Raw genomic sequence first — 18,692 nt, forward strand, 5'->3', positions numbered from 1 at the left:
TCAGGTCCCAAGAGCCCAATGGGCGGACACCCACATCCACACGCACAGGTTGACACCGTCGGACGGGTGGGAGGACCTTTGGAGAGCGTCCGCACGCGGTACGCGACCGCGGGTGTACCACGGAGGAGAGCCGAGGAGTTGCCATGCCCTTTGACATTGCACTGGCAGCAGCAGCGCTTGCGGCGGCCACACAGGGAGTCACTCTGTTCGACAAGATCGCGGACCAGGTCGTTCGCTTCAAGACTAAGAGGCCGCTAGCCGGTGAGCCACCGCAGCATCGCATGACGATCGAGGAGTCGGACGGCGAACTTGTCTCAAAGGTCCATGGGCACGAGGTTGAACGTATCACTGCCCGGGATCTAGTCCACCTTGATGCCGATGTGCTGCGACACATCAAGGTCTACGAAGAATCCATGCAGAACAATTACACACTGTGGGAGAAGGTCTATCCACAACTTCCGCTGAGCCCTCCCATGGAGCGGGCCAGACTGGAACTTCAACTCGCCCAGGTGACGGATGCGATCGGTGCTGACCTAAAGCACATTTTGGACTTCTTGGAGGATGCGGGTTTGGGTCTCGACGATCATTATCGTTACGCCCGCGACCTCCTTGCCCCAACAACCGACTAGGGCCTGTTACGCAAGTCGTCGAGCCGGTAGTTGATGACAGCGACGTACACGGTCGCGGCGAAGCGGACGCGAGCTTTGCTTCATCTTCACCGCCACGGACGCACCGGCGAGGGCCAAGTGGGAGACCGACCATCACAACATCTCCCGCTATGGCACCGTCACAGGCCGCCGACGCCTCAACGTGGCCGTGACGTTGGGTGGCGCACCGCTGCCCCCAAGCCTCGTCCGACCCAGACCAGTAGGACCGGCTTGCAGGCTTTCCGCCGACCCGCAAGGAAGAACGCTTTCTAGGGTACCTCGGGCTCGCTGATCGGAATCCCCTGAGTTGCGGTCGCCCGGCCATATATGGGACTGCTGACGATCTGATTGTCACGCGGGGTGTGGTGTTTCAGGCCGCGTGTGCGGCGTGGTTGATGGTCTCAAACTCGATCGGGGTGAGCTTGCCCAGGGCGCGTTGGCGACGTCGGAGGTGGTAGGTCCGCTCGATCCAGGTGACGATGGCCAGGCGTAGCTCGTGGCAGGTGCGCCAGCGCCGCTGGTCGAGCACGTTCTTCTGCAGCAGGGCGAAGAAGCTTTCCATCGCGGCGTTGTCGGCGCTGGAGGCGACGCGGCCCATCGAGCCGGACAGGCCGTGGCTGGTCAGCTCGCGGACGAAGCGGCGGGAGCGGAACGGACCGGATTCAACCAGTGGAGGCAACACGGGCTTGTCTGCCCGACTCTAGATGCTCTTCCAGGGCCTCGGCCGGAGTCTTCCAGCCGAGGGTCTTGCGGGGCCTGGTGTTGAGGGCGTGGGCCACGGCTGGAGGTCCTCGGCGGACCAGCGTGAAAGGTCGGTGCCCTTCGGGAAGTACTGCCGCAACAGGCCATTGCCGTTCTCGTTGGTGGCTCGCTGCCACGGGCTGTGCGGGTCGGCGAAGAAGACTGGGATGCCGGTTTCGACCTTGAACTGGGCGTGCGCGGACATCTCCTTGCCACGATCCCAGGTCACCGACCGACGCAGCTGCTCGGGCAGCGTCGACATGGTCTCAGCAAGCCGGTTCTTCATCGTGATCGCGCCGTAGCCGGCCAGCGCCGGACCGTTCTTGACCGCCTGTTTGTGTCCCCAGCCCTCCTCGCGGGGGAGGTGAACCAGCATTGTGTACCGGGTGGTCCGCTCCACCAGGGTGCCGATGGCCGAGCGCTCCAATCCGATGATTAGGTCACCCTCCCAGTGCCCGGGCACGGCGCGGTCCTCGACCTCCGCGGGACGTTCGCTGATGAGCGCCTCAGGTGTCACGTGCGCCCATGCCTTACGGGTTGATCTGGCCCGCGGCGCACGCAGCGCGCGGCCGGTGCGCAGGCACAAGACAAGCTCGCGCTTGAGGGCGCCGCGGCCCTCGATGTACAACGCCTGGTAGATCGCCTCGTGCGAGATCCGCATGGACCGATCATCCGGGAAGTCGATCGGCAACCGGTTGGCAATCGGTTCCGGGCTCCACGCTCGCACCCACGCCCGGTCCTTGCGACGCGGCTTGTTCCGTCCTCCGGGCCCGTGACGACCGTGCCATCGGGGCGAGTGATCTGACCGGCGAGCCGGTTCTGGACGTAGGCGCGCAGCTGTGGGTTGCCCACCAGCTTCGCAGTCTTCGGTCGCCGCGCTTCCAGCTCGGCTTTCCAGTGGGCCACGGAAGGCTCGGTACTCGAGCTTTCCGCCGCCTGTCGCCCATGGTGGTGCCGGTGCAGCGGAGTTACCCTTCTCAAGTCGAGTGGTTACTGGTCATGCCGTGTCGGATGGCGGCCAAAAGGACGTCGGTGTTGATGACCGACAGGCGTGTGAACTTGATGCAGTAGCCCGTGATGCTGGCCCGACCAATCGAGGCCCCGTAGGTGCGCGCCAGGTAGGTCTTGTCCTCGAGTCCCAGCACGTAGACCGAGATGCCCGTCGTGTTGGCGCTCAGGCCGATGCGATAGAACTCTCGCGCGGACCGGTCGGCGTAGGTGATGGTGTAGACGCCGTAGCCGATGTTGGGGTTGGCCACGACCTTGCCGTCGTCGTTGGTGCCGTCGGTGAACCACAGTTTGGCGTCGGGGAACTCCGCGAGCACCAGCGAGTGCAGCTGCCGGAGGTCGGTCTGCTTGGGTTCGGGTTGACTGGCGAGGTAAGCCTCGACCCGCTCTGGGATGTCCATCTCGGCCCGATGCTAGCAACGGTGGGACGCCAAAGAAGCGGCGCGGACGACCACGGCTCAGGTCCGTGGTCGCGGCGTTGGGAAATCCGTGAGCAGCCTGGGCGTGTGGTGTTCGACCGGGATCGGCCAAGCTCAGGATGGGTGCGTCCTACCTTCGCTTGTATGGCAATAGTGCGGTAGGGCGGCGGAGAGGGTCGGTCCCACCCTCGACGGATGTCTCCGCGGGTCAGCGGAAGACTCTCAGGCGGGGAACACGCCGCTGGAGAGGTACCGGTCGCCGCGGTCACAGACCACGAAGATGATCGTCGCCTCCTCGACCTCCCCGGCCACCTGCAGGGCGGTCCAGCAAGCACCGCCCGCGGAAACACCTCCGAAGATGCCTTCTTGGCGGGCCAGCTGGCGGGCCGTCTCCTCGGCGTCGGTCTGGGCGACCTCCACGGTCCGGTCCACCGCCGAGGGGTCGAAGATCTTCGGCACGTACTCCGGTGGCCAGGCACGGATCCCGGGGATCTTCGAGCCCTCCGCGGGTTGTGCCCCGACGATCTGGACACCGGGGTTGCGCGATTTCAGGAACCGCGAGACCCCGGTGATCGTGCCTGTGGTGCCCATCGCGGACACGAAGTGTGTGATCCGTCCGTCGGTCTGGCGCCACAGCTCCGGGCCCGTCCCGTCCTCGTGGGCACGGGGGTTGTCCGGGTTGCCGAACTGGTCCAGGACCCGGCCGCGGCCCTCCCGCTCCATCCAGGCGACGACGTCGCGGGCCTCTTCCATGCCGCCGCTCGCCGGGGTGAGGACCAGGTCGGCTCCGTACGCCTTCATCGTCTGGATCCGCTCAGTGGAGGCGTCCTCGGGCATCACAATGACCAGTGGGTAGCCGCTGATCGCCGCCGCCATCGCCAAGCCGATCCCGGTGTTTCCGGACGTGGCTTCCAGCAGGGTGTCGCCGGGGGAGATCTCACCTCGCTCCTCGGCGCCGCGGATCATGCTGATCGCGGGCCGGTCCTTCACCGAGCCGGCCGGGTTGTTCCCCTCGAGCTTGGCGAGCAGCACGTTGCCGCGGCGTTCGTTCTCCAGCCCCGGAAGGCGCTGCAGACGCACCAGCGGGGTGTCGCCGATGACGTCCTCCAACGTGGAGTATGCCGGGGGCTTGCTCACGACCTGGAGCCTACGGCAGCGGTCGCCGGAGAACCGCAGCCGACCGCTCGACCTCCACGCATCCACCGAGTCCGAAGAGGTCCGCGAGGATGACGTTCGTCCGGGAGGCCGACCACACTTGCTCGAAGGTCTCGAGGAGCGTCCTATCGCCGCTTGACGACCGTGCCCGTCGCATCTTCCTCGCGCTGGCTTGGGCAGGCTTCGTCTGTTGCCCCCGCGCCGCGCACCGGCTGGATGTTCGCGCGTTCCTCGGCGGGACGAGCAGAACCAGGAGGATCCTGACCCCATGGCAACCAGCACACCGCCGAGGAACATGGCCGTACCCCTGGCCGCGTTCGTCGCCGGCGCGGTCGTTGCCCTGCTCGTCGGGGTGTTCGGCAAGGTACACGACCCGACCCTGGCCGGCACGACAACGTTCGGCTTCCGCACGGTCATCGACATGAAGGTCGTGCTGTCCGTGGTGATCGGAGTCCTCGCTGTGCTCCAGCTCGTCGGGGCACTCTGGATCTACGGCAAGCTCGGCGCCCCCGCATGGGTCGGGACTGCCCACCGGATCTCGGGTGCGGTTGCGGTCGCGCTCATCATGGTGGTCGCGTATCACTGCCTCTGGGCGCTGGGCCTGGAGACCGGGACGTTCGCCTCCGGAGCACCCGTGCCAACCCGCACGGTCGTGCACGGGGTACTTGGCTGCGTCCTCATCGGCGCTGTGGTGATCAAGGTGGTGGCGGTCCGGTCACGCCACGCGCCCGGGTGGTTCCTGCCCGTGGCCGGCGGCCTGCTCTTCACCCTCGTCGTGGTCGTCGTGCTGACTTCGGCCGTCTGGTACATAGGCGCCCATGGCTGGCCCGGCTCGGGCGGCTACGGCTGAGCCACACGCATACGACAGCGCGTGCTTCAGAACGCGTCCTTGCGCCGGCTGAGGGCGCGTCTCTGTCCCCGAGGAAAGCGGATCGGCTGCCAGTTCCCGAGCCCCAAGGGGTCAGTGGGGCCTCCGGAGATTGGTGGCAGGCTGCCGCGAGGGCTGTCCCATACGGCGCCGGACGCGCAGGATGGACAAATGGCTCTCGACGCGAAGCGGCCGCCCGCGGCCGCACAAAGGTTCAACCAGGTCGCGGTGAAGGTTGCTGGCTGGAGGTGGTTCCCTCTCTGGGCGGCCGTCGAGCACCGCGGCCGCAGGAGCGGCCAGCGGTACACGACACCCGTCGCCGTCGCTGCCTCCACATCCGAGGTGCTCTACATCGGACTGCCATGGGGTCCCGGCACGGACTGGGTCCGCAATCTTCAAGCGGCTGGCGGCGGCACGTTGCGTTGGAAGGGCGCGTCCCATGCGGTGACCGAGCCAACGATCGTCGGACCCGAGGAACCTCTCGCCGCCGCCAAGACGCTCCAGCGGCAGATGTTGTCGCGATGGAAGCTGGAGCACTTCCTCAGGCTGCGAATTGTGCGCGGCCTCTGAAGGCTGCAGGCCACGCGCCTGACGACCACCGGATCTCTGGGGGCGGCCCGCCAGAGCAGTGCGCCGCCTCGTCAGCGTGGGCGTGCTCCGGGGCCGGTGGTAGAGCGTGGGCGAGTGCTGGTTGCCCCCAAACGAGGAGCATCCCGGCCCGCGAGTCACCCAGCCTCAGCGGCGCCTTCAACTCCGGCGAGGCCGCCCAAGGCCCCTACGGCCCCGCCCACTCGCCCTTCTCGGACGGCCCCCGCGCCGGTGCTTGTTATGACGGCAGTCGAGCGTCGAGGGCGCTGGACTCCTCACTCGCAGACGAGGCCGTCGCTGTCGGCGTCTCGGTACCAGTCGTACTCGGCGTCCTTGCCGGCGTAGTAGGGGCCGTAGCCGGCCGCCTTCGCGGCCTTGCAGGTGCCGAACTGAGGATCCAGCGCGGCGGTGGGGGGCTGTGGAGGCCGCGGCGAGGTGGTGGGCTTGGGCGCAGGATTGGCTGGCTTGATCGTGCCGCCGCCGAGCGGGACGGCCTTCGCGGTCGGCAGCTTCTGGTTGGGGCAGGCCCCGAGGATGCGCGCGATCGCGTCATGCTCGGCTGCCGTGACCCACAGCCGGTACTTGACCTTGACGGCGACCTGCCTGGCCACGTACGCGCACCCGGAGCTCTTGCTCGGTGGGAGCCATGTGGCTGCGTCGCCGTCGCCCTTGGCCTCGTTCGTGGGGCCGTCGACGGCCAGCAGGTTCAGCGGGTCGTTCGCCAGCGCAGTCTGCGCCGCGGGGTCCAGCTGCTGGGCGCCCTTCTGCCAGGCGTCGGACAACGCGACGACGTGGTCGATCTGCACCGCGGTGGAGGTGCTTTGGCCTCTGACGAACGTGATCCTCTTGCCGGTGTACGGGTCCAGGAGGGTGCCGGAGGTGACCAGGCAGCCGTTGGTGCCGGCCTTGAGGGTGAAGCCCTTCAGGTCCCGGCGCAGGATGTCGTTGCGGGTGTCGCAGCCGTTGCGGTCCGTGTCTGCCCACGCCTGGCCGAACTGGGCGCGGGTGTACCCGCTCTTCGGGGCTCGGCCCTTGACTGGCAGCTGCGCCAACGCGGCCAGCGCGGTCCCCTTCGCCCCTTGGGGGCTCGAAGTGGACGTCGTGGGGGAAGGCGCCGTGGTGGTGGATGTTGCGGGGCTCGGTGTCGTGGTCGCGGATGTCGCTGGGCTCGTTGATGATGGGGCCGGGATCTCCGAGGACGAGTCGCCCGATACCGCAAGTAGTCCTGGCTGCATCGGTCCTGCGGTGGCGCCCGCGATGGCGAACAGTGCGAATGCCGCGCCGAGCGCGACACCGCCGCCGGCGCGGCCACGGAGCTGCGCCCAGTCGACGCGGCCGCGGACCAGAGCAATGATCGCGACGACGAGGACGTAGATGGCGGCCATGCCGAAGAAGCCGCCCACGCCGGAGCTGGCAGCGCCGAGCAACGCGGTCAGGACGAGGCCGCCCCATCCGAGCCAGCCCGACGCACCGAGCGACAGGATGCCCAGCACCCATGGGCTGCTGGGCTCGGTGCTTGCGCCTGCCGGCTGCCAGGTGCCCGCTGCGGAGGGGTCTGGTACGACGTGTGGGGTCCACTGGGTCCCGTCCCAGTACCGCTGGTTGCCCTCCGGGGTCGGGTACCAGCCCGCGGGGGGAACAGGCTCGCTCATCGATCCGCCTTCTCGCATGGGTGTCTCGGTCGGTCACGCACCTGCGGAGGTTAGTGCCCCCCGGTGAGCTATCGGGTATGGGGTCTGGACAGATCCTCGCGCTCGAGTCCGCGTGGTCGGGGCCAGCTCGCGTTGGTGGCTGCAGCGGCTACGTCTACAGTCGAAGAGAGTCCGTGGCAGCCGGCCCGCACGCCGTTGCCGTCGAATGGATGGCCCTCAGGGCCGCGCGGAGTTGCCCCTAACCCGGAGGTCGCGTCACAACCGCCCTCCGGGCGACCCGCGGCGGTTCACTCCATGACCGAGCTTGGTGTAGTCGCGGGGGACTGACCGCCGAGAGGGTCGCGTGATGTCGCCGCAGAACGACCTGCTTCAGAGAGGTGGCACCCCGCCGGAGCCGGCCGCCCCCTACCATCTCGTCATGGCCCAACACGTGATCACCACTCTGGTTGACGACATTGACGGCACTGAGGCGGCCGAGACAGTCACGTTCGCGCTCGACGGAACGTCCTACGAGATTGACCTGTCGGAGAAGAACGCGAAGGAGCTGCGCAAGAGCCTGGGGCACTGGACCGACCGGGCACGTACCTCGGGGCGGCCTGCACGCATACGGAAGCACCTTGCAGCAGTTGGCGATTCACGCAATGCGGAGATCCGCGCCTGGGCGCACAGCACCGGGCACGACGTGCCTGCTCGTGGGCGGATCCCGCAGCGGATCGTTGCCGCGTTCGACGCAGCCCACTAAAGACGGGGCAATTCCTCAGAGCGCCCGGGCCGACGCGGCCGGGGGGCTCTTGCCGCTTGGTAGGCGATGAGGGCCGGCCGTTCACATGCGGCTGGTGCAGCGATCTGGACGCGAGCGCCAGCGTGTGCAGCCTCCGGACCTGGCCTGGTTACGGAACGCCGGTCCGGCGCTAGCCGCTGGCCGCGGTCATCGCTCGGTCCAGGGTGGTCTCCGGGGTTGTGATCTCAGCGCCGGATGGAGCCTCGACCTCGCGCCGGTCTGTCGTCGCCGGCGAGCTGTTGCATCGCCGCGCCGGTCCGGTGATGGCTCGCAGGCTCGGGCTCGTTGAACGGCAGCTCGTCAAACGCAGGGTCGTCGGGAAGCCGGACCGCGAGGCGGCGGCGGAGCTCCTGGGCCGGCAGGTCCCGCAGAGGCCCCGCGTCGACAACCTGTCGGCAGAGCCCGGCGACGTCGACGCCTGCCTGGTGCGCGTCGTTGAGCATGCTGGCCAGCGCGGGCCAGTCGCTCTGGGCGAGGAGCCGAGGGTCGAGTTCCCCGGCCAGCTCGAGCCACCGGTCGACCAGCTGCTGTCCCGCGATGCTCTCGAGCCGCGCGCGGACCTCGCGGATGGCGGCCAGCTGCTGCTGGGCGGTAGCCCGCGGGTCGCGGTTCCAGGCCTCGGCGTGGCCGGCGAGGCAGGCGCGTGCGTTCAGCGGTGGGACCCCGAGTCGCTGCGCGACGTGTCGGCTCCCGGCATCCCATGTGGCGGGGGGTTGGGCGGCGAGGATCTGGCTGGCATGCTGCAGGGCGGCCTCGCCGGTGAGGTTGGCGAGGCGCTCGTCCACGAGCAGCGAGGCCAGGGGCCGGGATCGGTGGAGGGTGTCGAGCAACGCGTGCGGGCCGAGGCGGGTCAGGACGTCGGCGGGGTCGGACCCGTCGGAGAAGCGGGCCACGGCTGGGACGAGTCCGTGCGGGGCGAGCATCCAGAAGTCGCGTTCGGCGGCGACCCGGCCGGGCAGGTCCCCATCGGTGGCCACAACCAGAGGTCGGCCCACCGCCGCCAGCTGCGCGGACTGCTGGTTCGTGAGGGACGTGCCGAGGGTGGCGACGCCGACGAACGCTCCGCCGCCTGCGAGCGTGACAGCGATCGCGTCCATCGGGCCCTCGACGAGGACGAGCGCAGCCTCGTCGGGCAGAGGCCACGGCGGTAGCCCGTAGAGCTGGGCGCCCTTGTGGAACAGGGGCGTGCCGGCGGTGTTGAGGTACTTCGGCACACCAGAGCCACGACCCACGTCGTCGGCGAGGGCGGGGTGGCGCCGTCCGACGAAACCGAGGACGTCGCCGTCGTGGGTGATCGGGAGCATGACCCGGTCCCGGAACCGGTCGATCAGCCTGCCGGTCCGCGCGCGGCTGGCGACGCCCGCGGTGAGCATCTCGATATCAGTCACGCCGGAGCGTCGCAGCGCGGTAACGAGAGAGGTCCACCCGGCGGGCGCGTACCCCGGCGCGAACCCGGACAGGGCAGTCGCGACGGGCCCGGTGGGGCGCCCGGCCGCCGATTCGGTTGCGGGGCTGAAGCGTTCGCGCAGGTAGGTGTCGGCCCAGCTGCAGGGGAGCTGGTCGCGGAAGTAGCCCAGGGTGAGCTGGTTGATCTCCAGCATCCGCTCGCGGCTGACCGGGCTGTCGTCCCACAGGGCGGCGCGGGCGACCATGGCCTCGATGTCGTCGTCGGCGGGTTCCAGGGGTCCCATCGTCTCGCGGACCATGGCGGCGAGCTGCAGCCGCACCTCGACCGCGGCACCGGCCTCGACAGCGAGATCGACGGGGGCCGCTGCTCCGTCGGCATCAGCCTTGGCGCCTGCGTCATGGGGTTCCGTGCTCGAGTCGCTGCTCGGTTGGAGGAGGTCGGGCCACTGCTCCGGGGTGGGCGCCTCATTGAGAAGGCCCGCCTCGTAGTGGAGGTCGGTTGGGGGCAGCTCGTCCTCGTCTGGCTGGCCGTCGTCCAGGTCCTCCACCGGCGGGGGAGGGTCGGTCAGGACGGTGATCCGCCACACCATGGCCTGGCAGTCGTCCAGGTCACCGGCGCCGGGCTCGGGGGCGCCTTGGTCGTCTCCTGCTCGGTTGTGGCTGGGGTGGGTGTCGAGCAGGTCCTCGAGTGCCCAGCCGCGTTGCAGGGCGTGGTCGATGCTGGTGACCAGGGCCGGCCACCACGGGCTGGCCTGCAGCTCCTCTGCCCGGGTGCTCCCATAGGTGGCGGTCAGGCGGGGAACCCACGACGTTGTGAGCGCGTCACGGTTGTGGCGACGATCGTGGTCGGCGTCGACGGCAGGTGAGACGTGCCGGCTGATCCGCCACCAGAGAGCGGCGGCAGGGTGGTCATCGGGGAGTGCCCCGACGGCTGCGGCGCGTCGGAGTAGGCCGCGGGCGTCGATCCCGGCGCGGGAGATGGCGGCGAGTCGTTCGGCCAGGGTCGGGGTGAAGTCGTCGTGGCGGATCCCGGGGGCGGCGGCGTGCAGGAGCTCTTGCCATTCCTGCAGGGCGGGGGAGCGGCTGCCCTGCAGTGCTGTGGTGAGGCGGCGCTGCCAGAGGGCTGCCGCCTTCGCTAGGGCGTGTCTCCCTTATGGCGCCTGGAGCGCACGCCAGTCTGGGGCGGTGACGAAGCAGCCTTCACGGTTCCGGGTGTTCAGTGACAGCGAGTGGGCTCGGATCGAGCCGTTGCTCCCCTCGAATGTCGGGCGTCGGGGCCACCCGTTCGGGGACAGTCGGCGAGTGGTCGAGGGCATCGTCTACCGCTACCGGACCGGGATGCCGTGGCGGGACCTGCCGGGTGAGTTCGGCCCGTGGCAGACGGTGTGGAAGCGGCACCGGCGCTACGCCGCGGACGGCACCTGGGACCGGGTGCTGGCGCGGGTCGTGGCCGAGGCGGACGCCGCGGGGAAGGTCGACTGGCGGGTGTCGGTGGATGCCACCATCACCCGGGCGCACCAGCATGCAACGAACACCCGCCGCCCCGAGCAGGACACAGGGGGCGTGCTCGAACTACAAGAATCTGCCGGTTCATGAGTGTGAACCTGCAGGTCACGGCGTTGGCCGCTCCCGTGGCGGGCTGACGACGAAGATCCATCAGGCGGTCGATGGCAAGGGCCGACCGCTGGCGATGGTGGTCACTGGAGGACAGCGCAATGACGGCGCCATGCTGGTCGAGGTCCTCGCTGACATCCACGTCCCACGGTTGGGTCGGGGTCGGGCACGGACCCGTCCGGACGCGGTGATCGCGGACAAGGCCTACGCGACCGGTGTGATCCGCGCCGAGCTGCGACGCCGCGGCATCAAGGCCGTGATCCCCGCGAAGAGCGACGCCATCGCTGCCCGCAGACGTCGTGGCAGCGCCGGGGGCCGGCCGCCCGCGTTCGACGCCGAAACCTACAAGGACCGCAACGTGGTGGAGCGATCGTTCAACGTCGCCAAGCAATGGCGAGGCCTGGCCACCAGGTACGACAAGCTCGCCATCACCTACCGGGCAGCCGTCACGATCTGCGCTCTGATCACCTGGCTACGGGCATAAGGGAGACACGCCCTAGACGATTGCCGTCAGGATCGGTGTCTGGCCAGACTCGGTCCAGGTGTCCGGCGGGAGGCTCTTCTCGCGGCTGCCCACCCCGTTTGGGGTGTGGCTCTCTTCCGGTCTGCAGTCCGTCGGGCACCGTGACGAGGCGTGGCTCGAAAGGGGTCTGCCCAGCTCGTAGCAGCACTGCCCACCTCGCCGTCCCTGTCGGTTCGAGGAAGTGCAGGAGGAAGGCTATGACGAAGGTGATCATCGGGGTCGATCCCCACAAGCTGTCGGCCACCATCGAGGTGGTCGACCGACACGAGAAGCTCCTGGGGTCGGGCCGGTTCAGCACCGACCAGGCCGGCTACGCCGCGATGCGGTCGTACGTGAAGTCCTGGCCGGAGCGGGTGTGGGCGGTCGAGGGCAGCAACGGCGCCGGGCGGCCGCTGGCGCAGCGGCTCCTCGAGGCCGGCGAGGAGGTGGTGGACGTTCCGGCGAAGCTCGCTGCCCGGGTGCGGCTGTTCGACACCGGCCACAACCGCAAGACCGACGCGCTCGATGCGCACTCGATCGCGGTCGTCGCGGTGCGAACGGAAGGGCTGCGGGTCCTGCAGGTCGATGGTGAGCTCGAGGCGTTGCGGATGCTGTCGGACCGCCGCGAGGAACTGACCCGGCTGCGGGTCCAGACCGTCAACCGGCTCCACCGGCTCCTCGCCGAGCTGGTTCCTGGCACGGCGAAGAAGGACCTGACTGCCTTGCAGGCCAAGGCGATCCTCGCCTCGGTGCGCCCGCGGGACATCGCCGGCAAGACCCGCCGCCGGATCGCCGCGGACGAGCTGGCCGACCTGGTCGCGGTCGAGGCGAAGATGAAGAAGGCCACCGCCGAGCTCAAGGTCCTGGTCAAGGCGCGAGGCTCGCGGCTGATGGACCTGCGCGGTGTCGGACCCGTTGTCGCGGCCCGGACGTTGGCTGACGTCGGCGACATCGCCCGGTTTCCCGACCGGAACCGGTTCGCGTCCTGGACGGGGACGGCGCCCTTGGACGCGTCCTCGGGTGAGCAGAACCGGCACCGTCTGTCCCGGGCCGGGAACCGTCGGATGAACCACATGATCCACATCGCCGCGATCAGCCAGATCCGCCTCGATACCCCCGGTCGGGCGTATTACCGGCGAAAGCTCGCCGCGGGCAAGACGAAGCTCGAAGCGCTGCGCTGCCTCAAGCGCCGGATCTCCGACGCGCTCTATCGCCAGCTCGTCGCCGACGCCGCAGCCGCGGCGGCAGCCAGCGTCGAGGCGGGCCCGGGAGGGCACTGCGGGGCGTCTCAAGAATCCAGCGCGGTCGACCTGCCCCCGCACATCGACACTTCGGATCAGCCACTTCCCGGACCCGCGAAACCGACGCTACAACCGCTCCATTCGGCACGGAAGACCGCAAGCTCCAGAACGGAGTCGGCCACCCGTTGACAACAAAGGGGTGCCGGAAGGACACTGCCGCTTCGCGGCGGAAGGACGCGGCTCGGGCGGCCGTTCACCGAATCTGAAAGACACGACGTCGATTCGTCCCTCGGTTCAGACCCGGATGGATATCGTCTCATCCATGACGGGTCCCTTGACGATGCGTCGCGTCATCTTCGTCCCGATGCGGCGCTTTCGGTGCGCCCCGCCGGTGCCGGACGCAACGATGCGCTATCTGGCGGAGCGAGGGACACGGGTTGATATTCGCGGGCGTTGAGAATGTTTGGTTCAGCGTGCGGTCATTTATGTCTGAGGTGTGGTCTGCGATGGCTTCCGCAGCATGGGTCGCGAACACTGGCGTTCCGCTCTTGGCCACGGTCGCGGGCCTTGCAGTTGCAGTGATCCTGGTGAGGCGGCAACTGGGAAGCGACCGACAGTTGCGTCTAGCGGACCGAAGGCAAGAAGCCGCTGCGCGTCTTGGTGTCAGCCTGAGCCAGGCGCTGTTGAAGCTTCGGCAGACGCCCAAAGAGGATAAGTGGTGGGAGAACCCTAGTTGGCCGGACGAGCAGAACATTCGGCTGGAGGTGGGCGAGGCGTCAATCCTGTTGAGCGATTCTAGGTTGGCCGAGGTGGCGTCTCTCGTGGATGACCTTTCCGCGGCATGGCAGGTGAGTCTTGTCACCGCGCATAGGATGACCCCGCATCCTGATATTGCCTCCCACAAGGCTGGAGTGTTACGAGCTGTAGAGCCGTATTCTAGTGCGCTGGAACACATGTCGATCTCCTTGCGCGTTTGGGACGGCATGGACTCCATGCCGCAGTCGCTGTCTGATGTTGAGCATGTTGCGACCACCTACGACAAGGGCTTCACGACGGACGCCACGAAGTCGTGGCGTGGCGAACGTGAAGCGGCCTACCTCGGCCGCGGGGTTGGTCTCATGTTGACTAAGCCCGACAAACGCCGGCTTTGGGACGATGAAGGCCGAAAGGATGGGAGGGCGTGAGAGCCGAAGACGCGCCACCACTCCTGCTCCTGCGTCTGAGGACTGCGGTACTTGATGATCTGAACGCGTGCCGGGTTACGTGACGCGTCATTAACCTCCGTGCTGAGCAGGGGATGCCGCGTCAGGCTCTGACCGATTCGCGGCGGAGTGACGCGCCCGGGTAAATTACGTCTTCTCCGTCTCGAGGAGGCGCACGAGGGGGCCGGAGACCGTGCGCTGGCTGAACGCGACACGAGGGTGGTGGCCGTCGAATTCGGCGAGCGTCCCAGCGGTTCACTTCGGGACGGCCATCCTGAGGCAGAGGGCATCAAGCGCGGTCAGCCGAACACCACGACACGCAGAGCGAACATCACATTGAGACTGCATGCTCGCGCAAACGGCTGCCGCTATTAGTGCGTGTCTTGCAGAATCAGATTGAGCCCGTCGTCAGGATGATAGGTCCAGCGGGCCTTGATGCCGTCCCACTCGTCGGTCTGCTGTCCGTCGAGAGCGCGGGTGGTCTCCATGTGCTTCTTGACCGCGCTGCTGACGTTGAGCTTCTCCAGTAGGCAGTCGGTTTGCTCCATCCGTAGCGACGCGCCCATCTCGTCTTTGCCAATGCCATTAACGGTGACCGTGCGACCGCCGTCGTCCACGCTCACTTGGCTCCCGATCCCGCAAGCGTCGCGAGCATCTGCGAATCGCGTAGGTCCCGACGCGGTTGTCGCCGGAGTCGGCGCGGGCGTGGGATCGACAGCCTTGCCGCAACCAGCAAGCGCCAGCGCGACGAGAAGGACGCCTGCCGTGAACTTCACTGACTCTCCTTTTGATCTGCCAACAGGCATTCTGCTGAGTGGCGTTGAGGAGAGAAGGATCGCACGAGGGACAGAGACGCTCGTCACCGGTGGCTTACGACGGCGAGCAAGCGGAGAGATTGCGCCCGCCGATCGAGGCCCACTCGTTGAGTGCACGGAGGGCGGCCCCACGGATAGCGCCGTGCTCGTGATCTCTTGGCCCCCGGTGGATGGCGCCCGTCCGGCCGCGAAATGACCAATGCCGCTCTTCCCCGCGCCGACCCAGTGCGGCGACCTTGACGTCTGGCGGCCGGCGCTGGTGCCGTTTCCTCGCGACCAGGCAGGGACCTGCGGCCGAGGCTGATCGGGCAGGTTCCATTATCCAGCCTGCGGTCAGGGCACCTCGGGTTGGGGCGTCGCGCGGGCGTCCTCGCCCTCTCATGACGGTGGAGGCGGGATATAGGTCGAACGGGCGATTCACCCAAAGCGGAGACAGAAACGCCCCATAGGCCAAGACTGTCCGGGGGGAGGGGCGAAAGCGCACATAGCGGTGCTGTCCTCAAGAATCGGCTCACGACACCAAGACAGGGGACCTCGCACCTATGAGCGACTACTGGGGCCAGAACGACGGCACCGAGCCCACCCAGCCCATGCCGCAGGCTGGGTTTCCGCCTCCGCAGGGCAAGCCGTACTCGAGCGCCGCGCTCACGGATGAGCTGGCGCCCAAGAAGAAGATGAGTCGAGGCAAAAAGGTCGGTCTCTGGACTGGTGGCATTCTAACCGTCCTCATCGTGATTGGTGCTACGAGTCAGCAGCAGCCCGCCGCGACACCGACCGCCGAGCCGTTCGCCGCCGCGAGCTCCTCCGAGCCGGGCAACTTCCCGGCCGTCGACCCGTCGGTTCAGGCCTCGCTCGACAAGGCCGCAGCCGATCAGGCAGCCGCTGAGAAGGCGGCAGCCGACGCAGAGGCGAAGGCCGCGGCCGACGCAGAGGCGAAGGCCGCGGCCGACGCAGAGGCGAAGGCCGCAGCAGACGCAGAGGCGAAGGCCGCAGCAGACGCAGAGGCCAAGAGGAAGGCGGCGGAGGATGCCGCCGCAAAGGCAGCAGCGGAGGCCGCGGCAGAGAAGGCAGCGAACGCGATGACGGTGTCGCAGGAACAAGCGGTCGCCAAGGCCCAGGACTACCTCGAGTACACCGCGTTCTCCCGCAAGGGCCTCATTGAACAGTTGCAGTTCGAGCAGTTCGCCAAGGCCGACGCGACTTTCGCCGTCGACCACATCAAGGTGAATTGGAATGAGCAGGCCGCGAAGAAGGCGAAGGACTATCTCGAATATACTGCGTTCTCGCGGGGTGGCCTGATCGACCAGTTGAGGTTCGAGGGCTTCACCCTGGCCCAGGCCCGGTATGGGGTCAAGGCGGTTGGTCTCTGACCGGCCGAAGATTGCAAGGTGCGGTCCGACGAGTACCGCACTGAGTTCTGCATTGCTCCGTTGACGTAGATGCCGACGGGCCTGGCGGAGCGGTGCAACGCGTGCCTCGGCCGCGATCAGGATGGTCACCACGCGGCGGAAAGACGCTAGGTAGTCGACTCTCCACCACGCTCCGCGAGCAACGGTCTACCGTGAAGAGAAGTTCCCAGCGAAGAGGCAGCATGAATGGATTCTCAACGCTCGCCAGCGAGCAACTTGGCTGGTACGTGTATCTGCTCCGCGACCCTCGCGATGATTCGGTGTTCTACATCGGCAAGGGGAAGGGCAACCGGGCGTTCGCGCACGAAGCGTCAGCGACGGCGTCGGAGGACCATCCGGCGCTACAGTCGGCGAAGGCCAAACGCATCGCCGACATCGCCGCCGGGGGGCAGCGGGTTCAGGTCGACGTGCTCCGGCATGGGATGGCGAGTGAGCCGCAGGCCTACGAGGTCGAATCCGCTGCGATCGACTTGGCGAACGTGGTCTCGCCGGGGACCCTGCTAAACGTGGTCCTTGGCCACCATCACGTACAGCGCGGGCTGATGCCGGCTCAAGAGATCGAGGTGCTTTATGCAGCGAAGCCTGCGCCGAAGCTAGAGGTTCCAGTGATGCTCGTGTCGTTGAATAGTCGATGGGACCCGAGCCTTTCGCATCAGGAACTGGAAGAGGCGACGTGCTTCTGGTGGCACGCCCGCGGCCCCCGACGCGACCAATGCCAGTACGTCTTCGGGGTGCATAACGGGGTCGTGCGCACCGTCTACAGGCCGCTCAACTGGCGTCCGCGGGTCGAGGGCGACTCGGGCTGGGAGGAAGACGTTGGGAAGAATTACGTCCGCTGGGGCTTCGAGGCGGCACCGGCACCCGAGATGGCTCAGTACCTGCGGACGTCTGTGCGCCGGTTCATTCGCCCCACCCAATGGAGCTTCCTCTACGTTGACCCAGAGGTGTAGGCCGCGCAGGACGAGCCCGCCTCGCAGCGATAGGACACTGCCGCTTCGCGGCGCTGTGACGCTGGCCCCACGGTGGGCGACAGGCGGCCCGAGTCGTGCCGCTTTAGTGTGTCGGCCAGTTCGTGCCGGTAGCGATGATGATGTCGCGGCCAGTGTCGGTGAGGGGGTCGGCTGCGGTGTGCTCGTGCCCGGCGATGGTCAGGGTCATCAGTTGCAGCGGCCGGAGCGTGCGCACGAGCTTCTTGATGCTCATCCCGGTCGCGTCCTGCAGGTAGCGGGCGACGGCAAGAGCCGCGAAGACGATGGTCAGGTGGGCCTCGATCGACTCGCGGGTGTGGTGGAAGATCGGCCGAGCCCGCAGGTCGCTCTTGCTCATCCGGAACGAGGCCTCGACCTGCCACAGGTCGTGGTAGCTCGCGATCACCTCACCGGCGGGCATCACGTCCGCGGGGATGTTCGTCACGTAGCCCTTGAGGCCGGCTAGGCGCCGCGCTCGGGCGAGGGACGCTTCGTCCAGTGACTGGGTGCCGTGCTTCGTGGTGACGAACCGCGGTGTGCGGGCGGCTTTCTCCCCGGCCACGACGGCACGGGCGCGGTTCTCCTGCAGGGTCAGGGTCTTCCCGTCGCGGGCGGCCCTCTTGCGGGAGTAGGCCCACACGGCCCGCCAGGACCGGTCGTGCACGGCCGGGTCCCAGGTCGGCTCCGTCTTCTTGTTGACGTCGTTGACGCCCCGGGCGGCGGTGGTGGCGACGCGTGGGGTGATGGTGTCGATGACTTGCCCGTCGGTGAACGCGTCCCCGTGCCACCGGAAGTGCGACGCCAGGTCCGCCGGCGCCTTCGTCACCCGGGAGCCGACGATGAACCGCAGCCCCGCCGAGTCCAGATCTCTCAGGTTCGACGCGGACAGCATCCCGGCGTCGGCGACGACGACCATGTCCGACAGGGAGTGGCGCTGCTGGAACTGACGGATGATCGGGATCATCGTGGTCGTCTCTGCGGTGTTGCCTTCCCAGCAGCCGATCTCCAACGGGAAGCCGCCCCGGTCGACGAGGAGGCCGACGACGATCTGCGGGTCGACGCGGCGTTCCTTGGAGTAGCCGACCTTGCGCAGCTCGTCCTCGTTCTCTGCCTCGAAGTACAACGTCGTGACGTCGTACAGGCACAGCGACACATCCCCGCTCGCGGTGGCGTGGGTGAAGCACGCGCCCGCGAGCACGTCGCGGTAGCCGCGCTCCTGGGCACGGGCCAGCGACCGGAACATGGTGCGCAACGACGCGTGGGCGACCCCGACCTCCTCAAGCACGCGCAGCGAGTCGGCCTTGGACGTCGGCTCGATGATCCGGGCGAGCACCAGCTGCTGGAACGCCACATCGTCGATGGCATCGAACCCGAGCCGCGTGTACGCGCCCGCCAGGACCTGCCACAGCACCGCGCTGGACTTGGAGGTGATCACCGCGTGCCCGGCCGGGACCGCGCCTGCGCTCAGGTCCAGCTCGCCCTGTCCCGGGTACACCTTGCGGCGGGCGGCCGCGACGAGGGCGGCGAGCTCGGCCTCGGTGTGCGCCGAGCCGAGGTGCTCGAGTACCCGGTCTCGTCCGTCCAGACGCTCAGCGATCTGCACCGCCGTCGCCCCGGAAGCCGTTCGGACCTTCCGCACGAACACCACGAGCGCGACCCTACCGGCCCGCTTAGT

The 18,692-nt window shown here is 68.0% G+C and carries 14 protein-coding genes and 3 pseudogenes; 9 read left to right on the plus strand and 8 right to left on the minus strand.

From position 1 onward, the window contains the following. The first annotated feature begins 143 nt into the window (after window positions 1–143). Entirely contained in the window at window positions 144–629 is a 486-nt protein-coding gene (locus FHX52_RS04045) for a hypothetical protein (protein ID WP_141820130.1), read from the plus strand. 388 nt (window positions 630–1,017) lie between these two features. Here FHX52_RS04045 and FHX52_RS04050 read toward each other — a convergent pair. From FHX52_RS04050 to cysM, 4 genes and pseudogenes are all read right to left on the minus strand, one after another. Next, window positions 1,018–1,299, minus strand: a pseudogene (locus FHX52_RS04050) (integrase core domain-containing protein); the annotation flags it as partial. A gap of 10 nt (window positions 1,300–1,309) precedes the next feature. Then, window positions 1,310–2,331 (minus strand): annotated as a pseudogene (locus FHX52_RS04055) (IS30 family transposase); the annotation flags it as partial. A 34-nt stretch (window positions 2,332–2,365) separates the two neighbouring features. After that, the gene (locus tag FHX52_RS04060) at window positions 2,366–2,797 is read right to left on the minus strand and encodes a DUF1801 domain-containing protein (RefSeq protein WP_141820132.1); all 432 of its coding nucleotides are present in this window, start codon (window positions 2,795–2,797) and stop codon (window positions 2,366–2,368) included. 240 nt (window positions 2,798–3,037) lie between these two features. Then, window positions 3,038–3,925 carry a cysteine synthase CysM gene (gene cysM, locus FHX52_RS04065; RefSeq protein ID WP_246069605.1) on the minus strand — a complete coding sequence of 296 codons (888 nt, stop codon included), beginning with the start codon at window positions 3,923–3,925 and terminating at the stop codon, window positions 3,038–3,040. Between the two features lie 313 nt (window positions 3,926–4,238). Here cysM and FHX52_RS04070 point away from each other — a divergent pair, with 313 nt between their 5' ends. Next, window positions 4,239–4,820, plus strand: a complete 582-nt coding sequence (locus FHX52_RS04070) for a DUF6529 family protein (protein WP_141820136.1) — start codon at window positions 4,239–4,241, stop codon at window positions 4,818–4,820. Window positions 4,821–5,009: 189 nt separating this feature from the next. Beyond that, a complete protein-coding gene (locus tag FHX52_RS04075) occupies window positions 5,010–5,408 on the plus strand; it encodes a nitroreductase family deazaflavin-dependent oxidoreductase (RefSeq protein WP_141820138.1) in 399 nt (132 codons plus the stop codon). A gap of 293 nt (window positions 5,409–5,701) precedes the next feature. Here FHX52_RS04075 and FHX52_RS04080 read toward each other — a convergent pair whose 3' ends face one another. Next, window positions 5,702–7,078: a GmrSD restriction endonuclease domain-containing protein gene (locus FHX52_RS04080; protein ID WP_185747074.1), complete on the minus strand. Its 1,377-nt coding sequence runs from the start codon at window positions 7,076–7,078 to the stop codon at window positions 5,702–5,704. A 418-nt stretch (window positions 7,079–7,496) separates the two neighbouring features. Here FHX52_RS04080 and FHX52_RS04085 point away from each other — a divergent pair, with 418 nt between their 5' ends. After that, a complete protein-coding gene (locus FHX52_RS04085) occupies window positions 7,497–7,820 on the plus strand; it encodes a histone-like nucleoid-structuring protein Lsr2 (RefSeq protein ID WP_141820142.1) in 324 nt (107 codons plus the stop codon). Window positions 7,821–8,770: 950 nt separating this feature from the next. Here FHX52_RS04085 and FHX52_RS24730 read toward each other — a convergent pair. After that, window positions 8,771–9,856 (minus strand): annotated as a pseudogene (locus FHX52_RS24730) (toprim domain-containing protein); the annotation flags it as partial. Window positions 9,857–10,451: 595 nt separating this feature from the next. Between FHX52_RS24730 and FHX52_RS04095 the strand changes: the two are divergent. From FHX52_RS04095 to FHX52_RS04105, 3 genes are all read left to right on the plus strand, one after another. Beyond that, a protein-coding gene (locus tag FHX52_RS04095) for an IS5 family transposase (protein WP_185747075.1) occupies window positions 10,452–11,364 on the plus strand; the annotation gives its coding sequence in 2 pieces (ribosomal slippage) (window positions 10,452–10,823 and window positions 10,825–11,364; 912 coding nt in all). A 236-nt stretch (window positions 11,365–11,600) separates the two neighbouring features. Continuing rightward, window positions 11,601–12,812, plus strand: a complete 1,212-nt coding sequence (locus FHX52_RS04100) for an IS110 family RNA-guided transposase (RefSeq protein ID WP_141820146.1) — start codon at window positions 11,601–11,603, stop codon at window positions 12,810–12,812. Window positions 12,813–13,129: 317 nt separating this feature from the next. Beyond that, window positions 13,130–13,807 (plus strand): hypothetical protein, encoded by a 678-nt coding sequence (locus FHX52_RS04105; RefSeq protein ID WP_141820148.1) that lies wholly within the window; start codon window positions 13,130–13,132, stop codon window positions 13,805–13,807. A 389-nt stretch (window positions 13,808–14,196) separates the two neighbouring features. Here the strand turns inward: FHX52_RS04105 and FHX52_RS04110 are convergent, their stop codons facing one another. Then, complete coding sequence (locus tag FHX52_RS04110) at window positions 14,197–14,601, minus strand: hypothetical protein (protein WP_141820150.1); 405 nt, start codon at window positions 14,599–14,601, stop codon at window positions 14,197–14,199. Between the two features lie 581 nt (window positions 14,602–15,182). Between FHX52_RS04110 and FHX52_RS04115 the strand changes: the two genes are divergently transcribed. Both FHX52_RS04115 and FHX52_RS04120 read left to right on the plus strand, forming a co-directional pair. Continuing rightward, the gene (locus tag FHX52_RS04115) at window positions 15,183–16,010 is read left to right on the plus strand and encodes an Ltp family lipoprotein (RefSeq protein ID WP_246069606.1); all 828 of its coding nucleotides are present in this window, start codon (window positions 15,183–15,185) and stop codon (window positions 16,008–16,010) included. A gap of 221 nt (window positions 16,011–16,231) precedes the next feature. Further along, window positions 16,232–16,999: an LEM-3-like GIY-YIG domain-containing protein gene (locus FHX52_RS04120; protein ID WP_141820152.1), complete on the plus strand. Its 768-nt coding sequence runs from the start codon at window positions 16,232–16,234 to the stop codon at window positions 16,997–16,999. 103 nt (window positions 17,000–17,102) lie between these two features. Here FHX52_RS04120 and FHX52_RS04125 read toward each other — a convergent pair whose 3' ends face one another. After that, on the minus strand, window positions 17,103–18,665 hold the full coding sequence (locus tag FHX52_RS04125) for an IS1634 family transposase (protein ID WP_141820155.1): 1,563 nt from the start codon (window positions 18,663–18,665) through the stop codon (window positions 17,103–17,105). Between the last annotated feature and the right edge of the window lie 27 nt (window positions 18,666–18,692).

The sequence above is a fragment of the Humibacillus xanthopallidus genome (assembly GCF_006717145.1).
Classification (GTDB): Bacteria; Actinomycetota; Actinomycetes; order Actinomycetales; family Dermatophilaceae; genus Humibacillus; species Humibacillus xanthopallidus.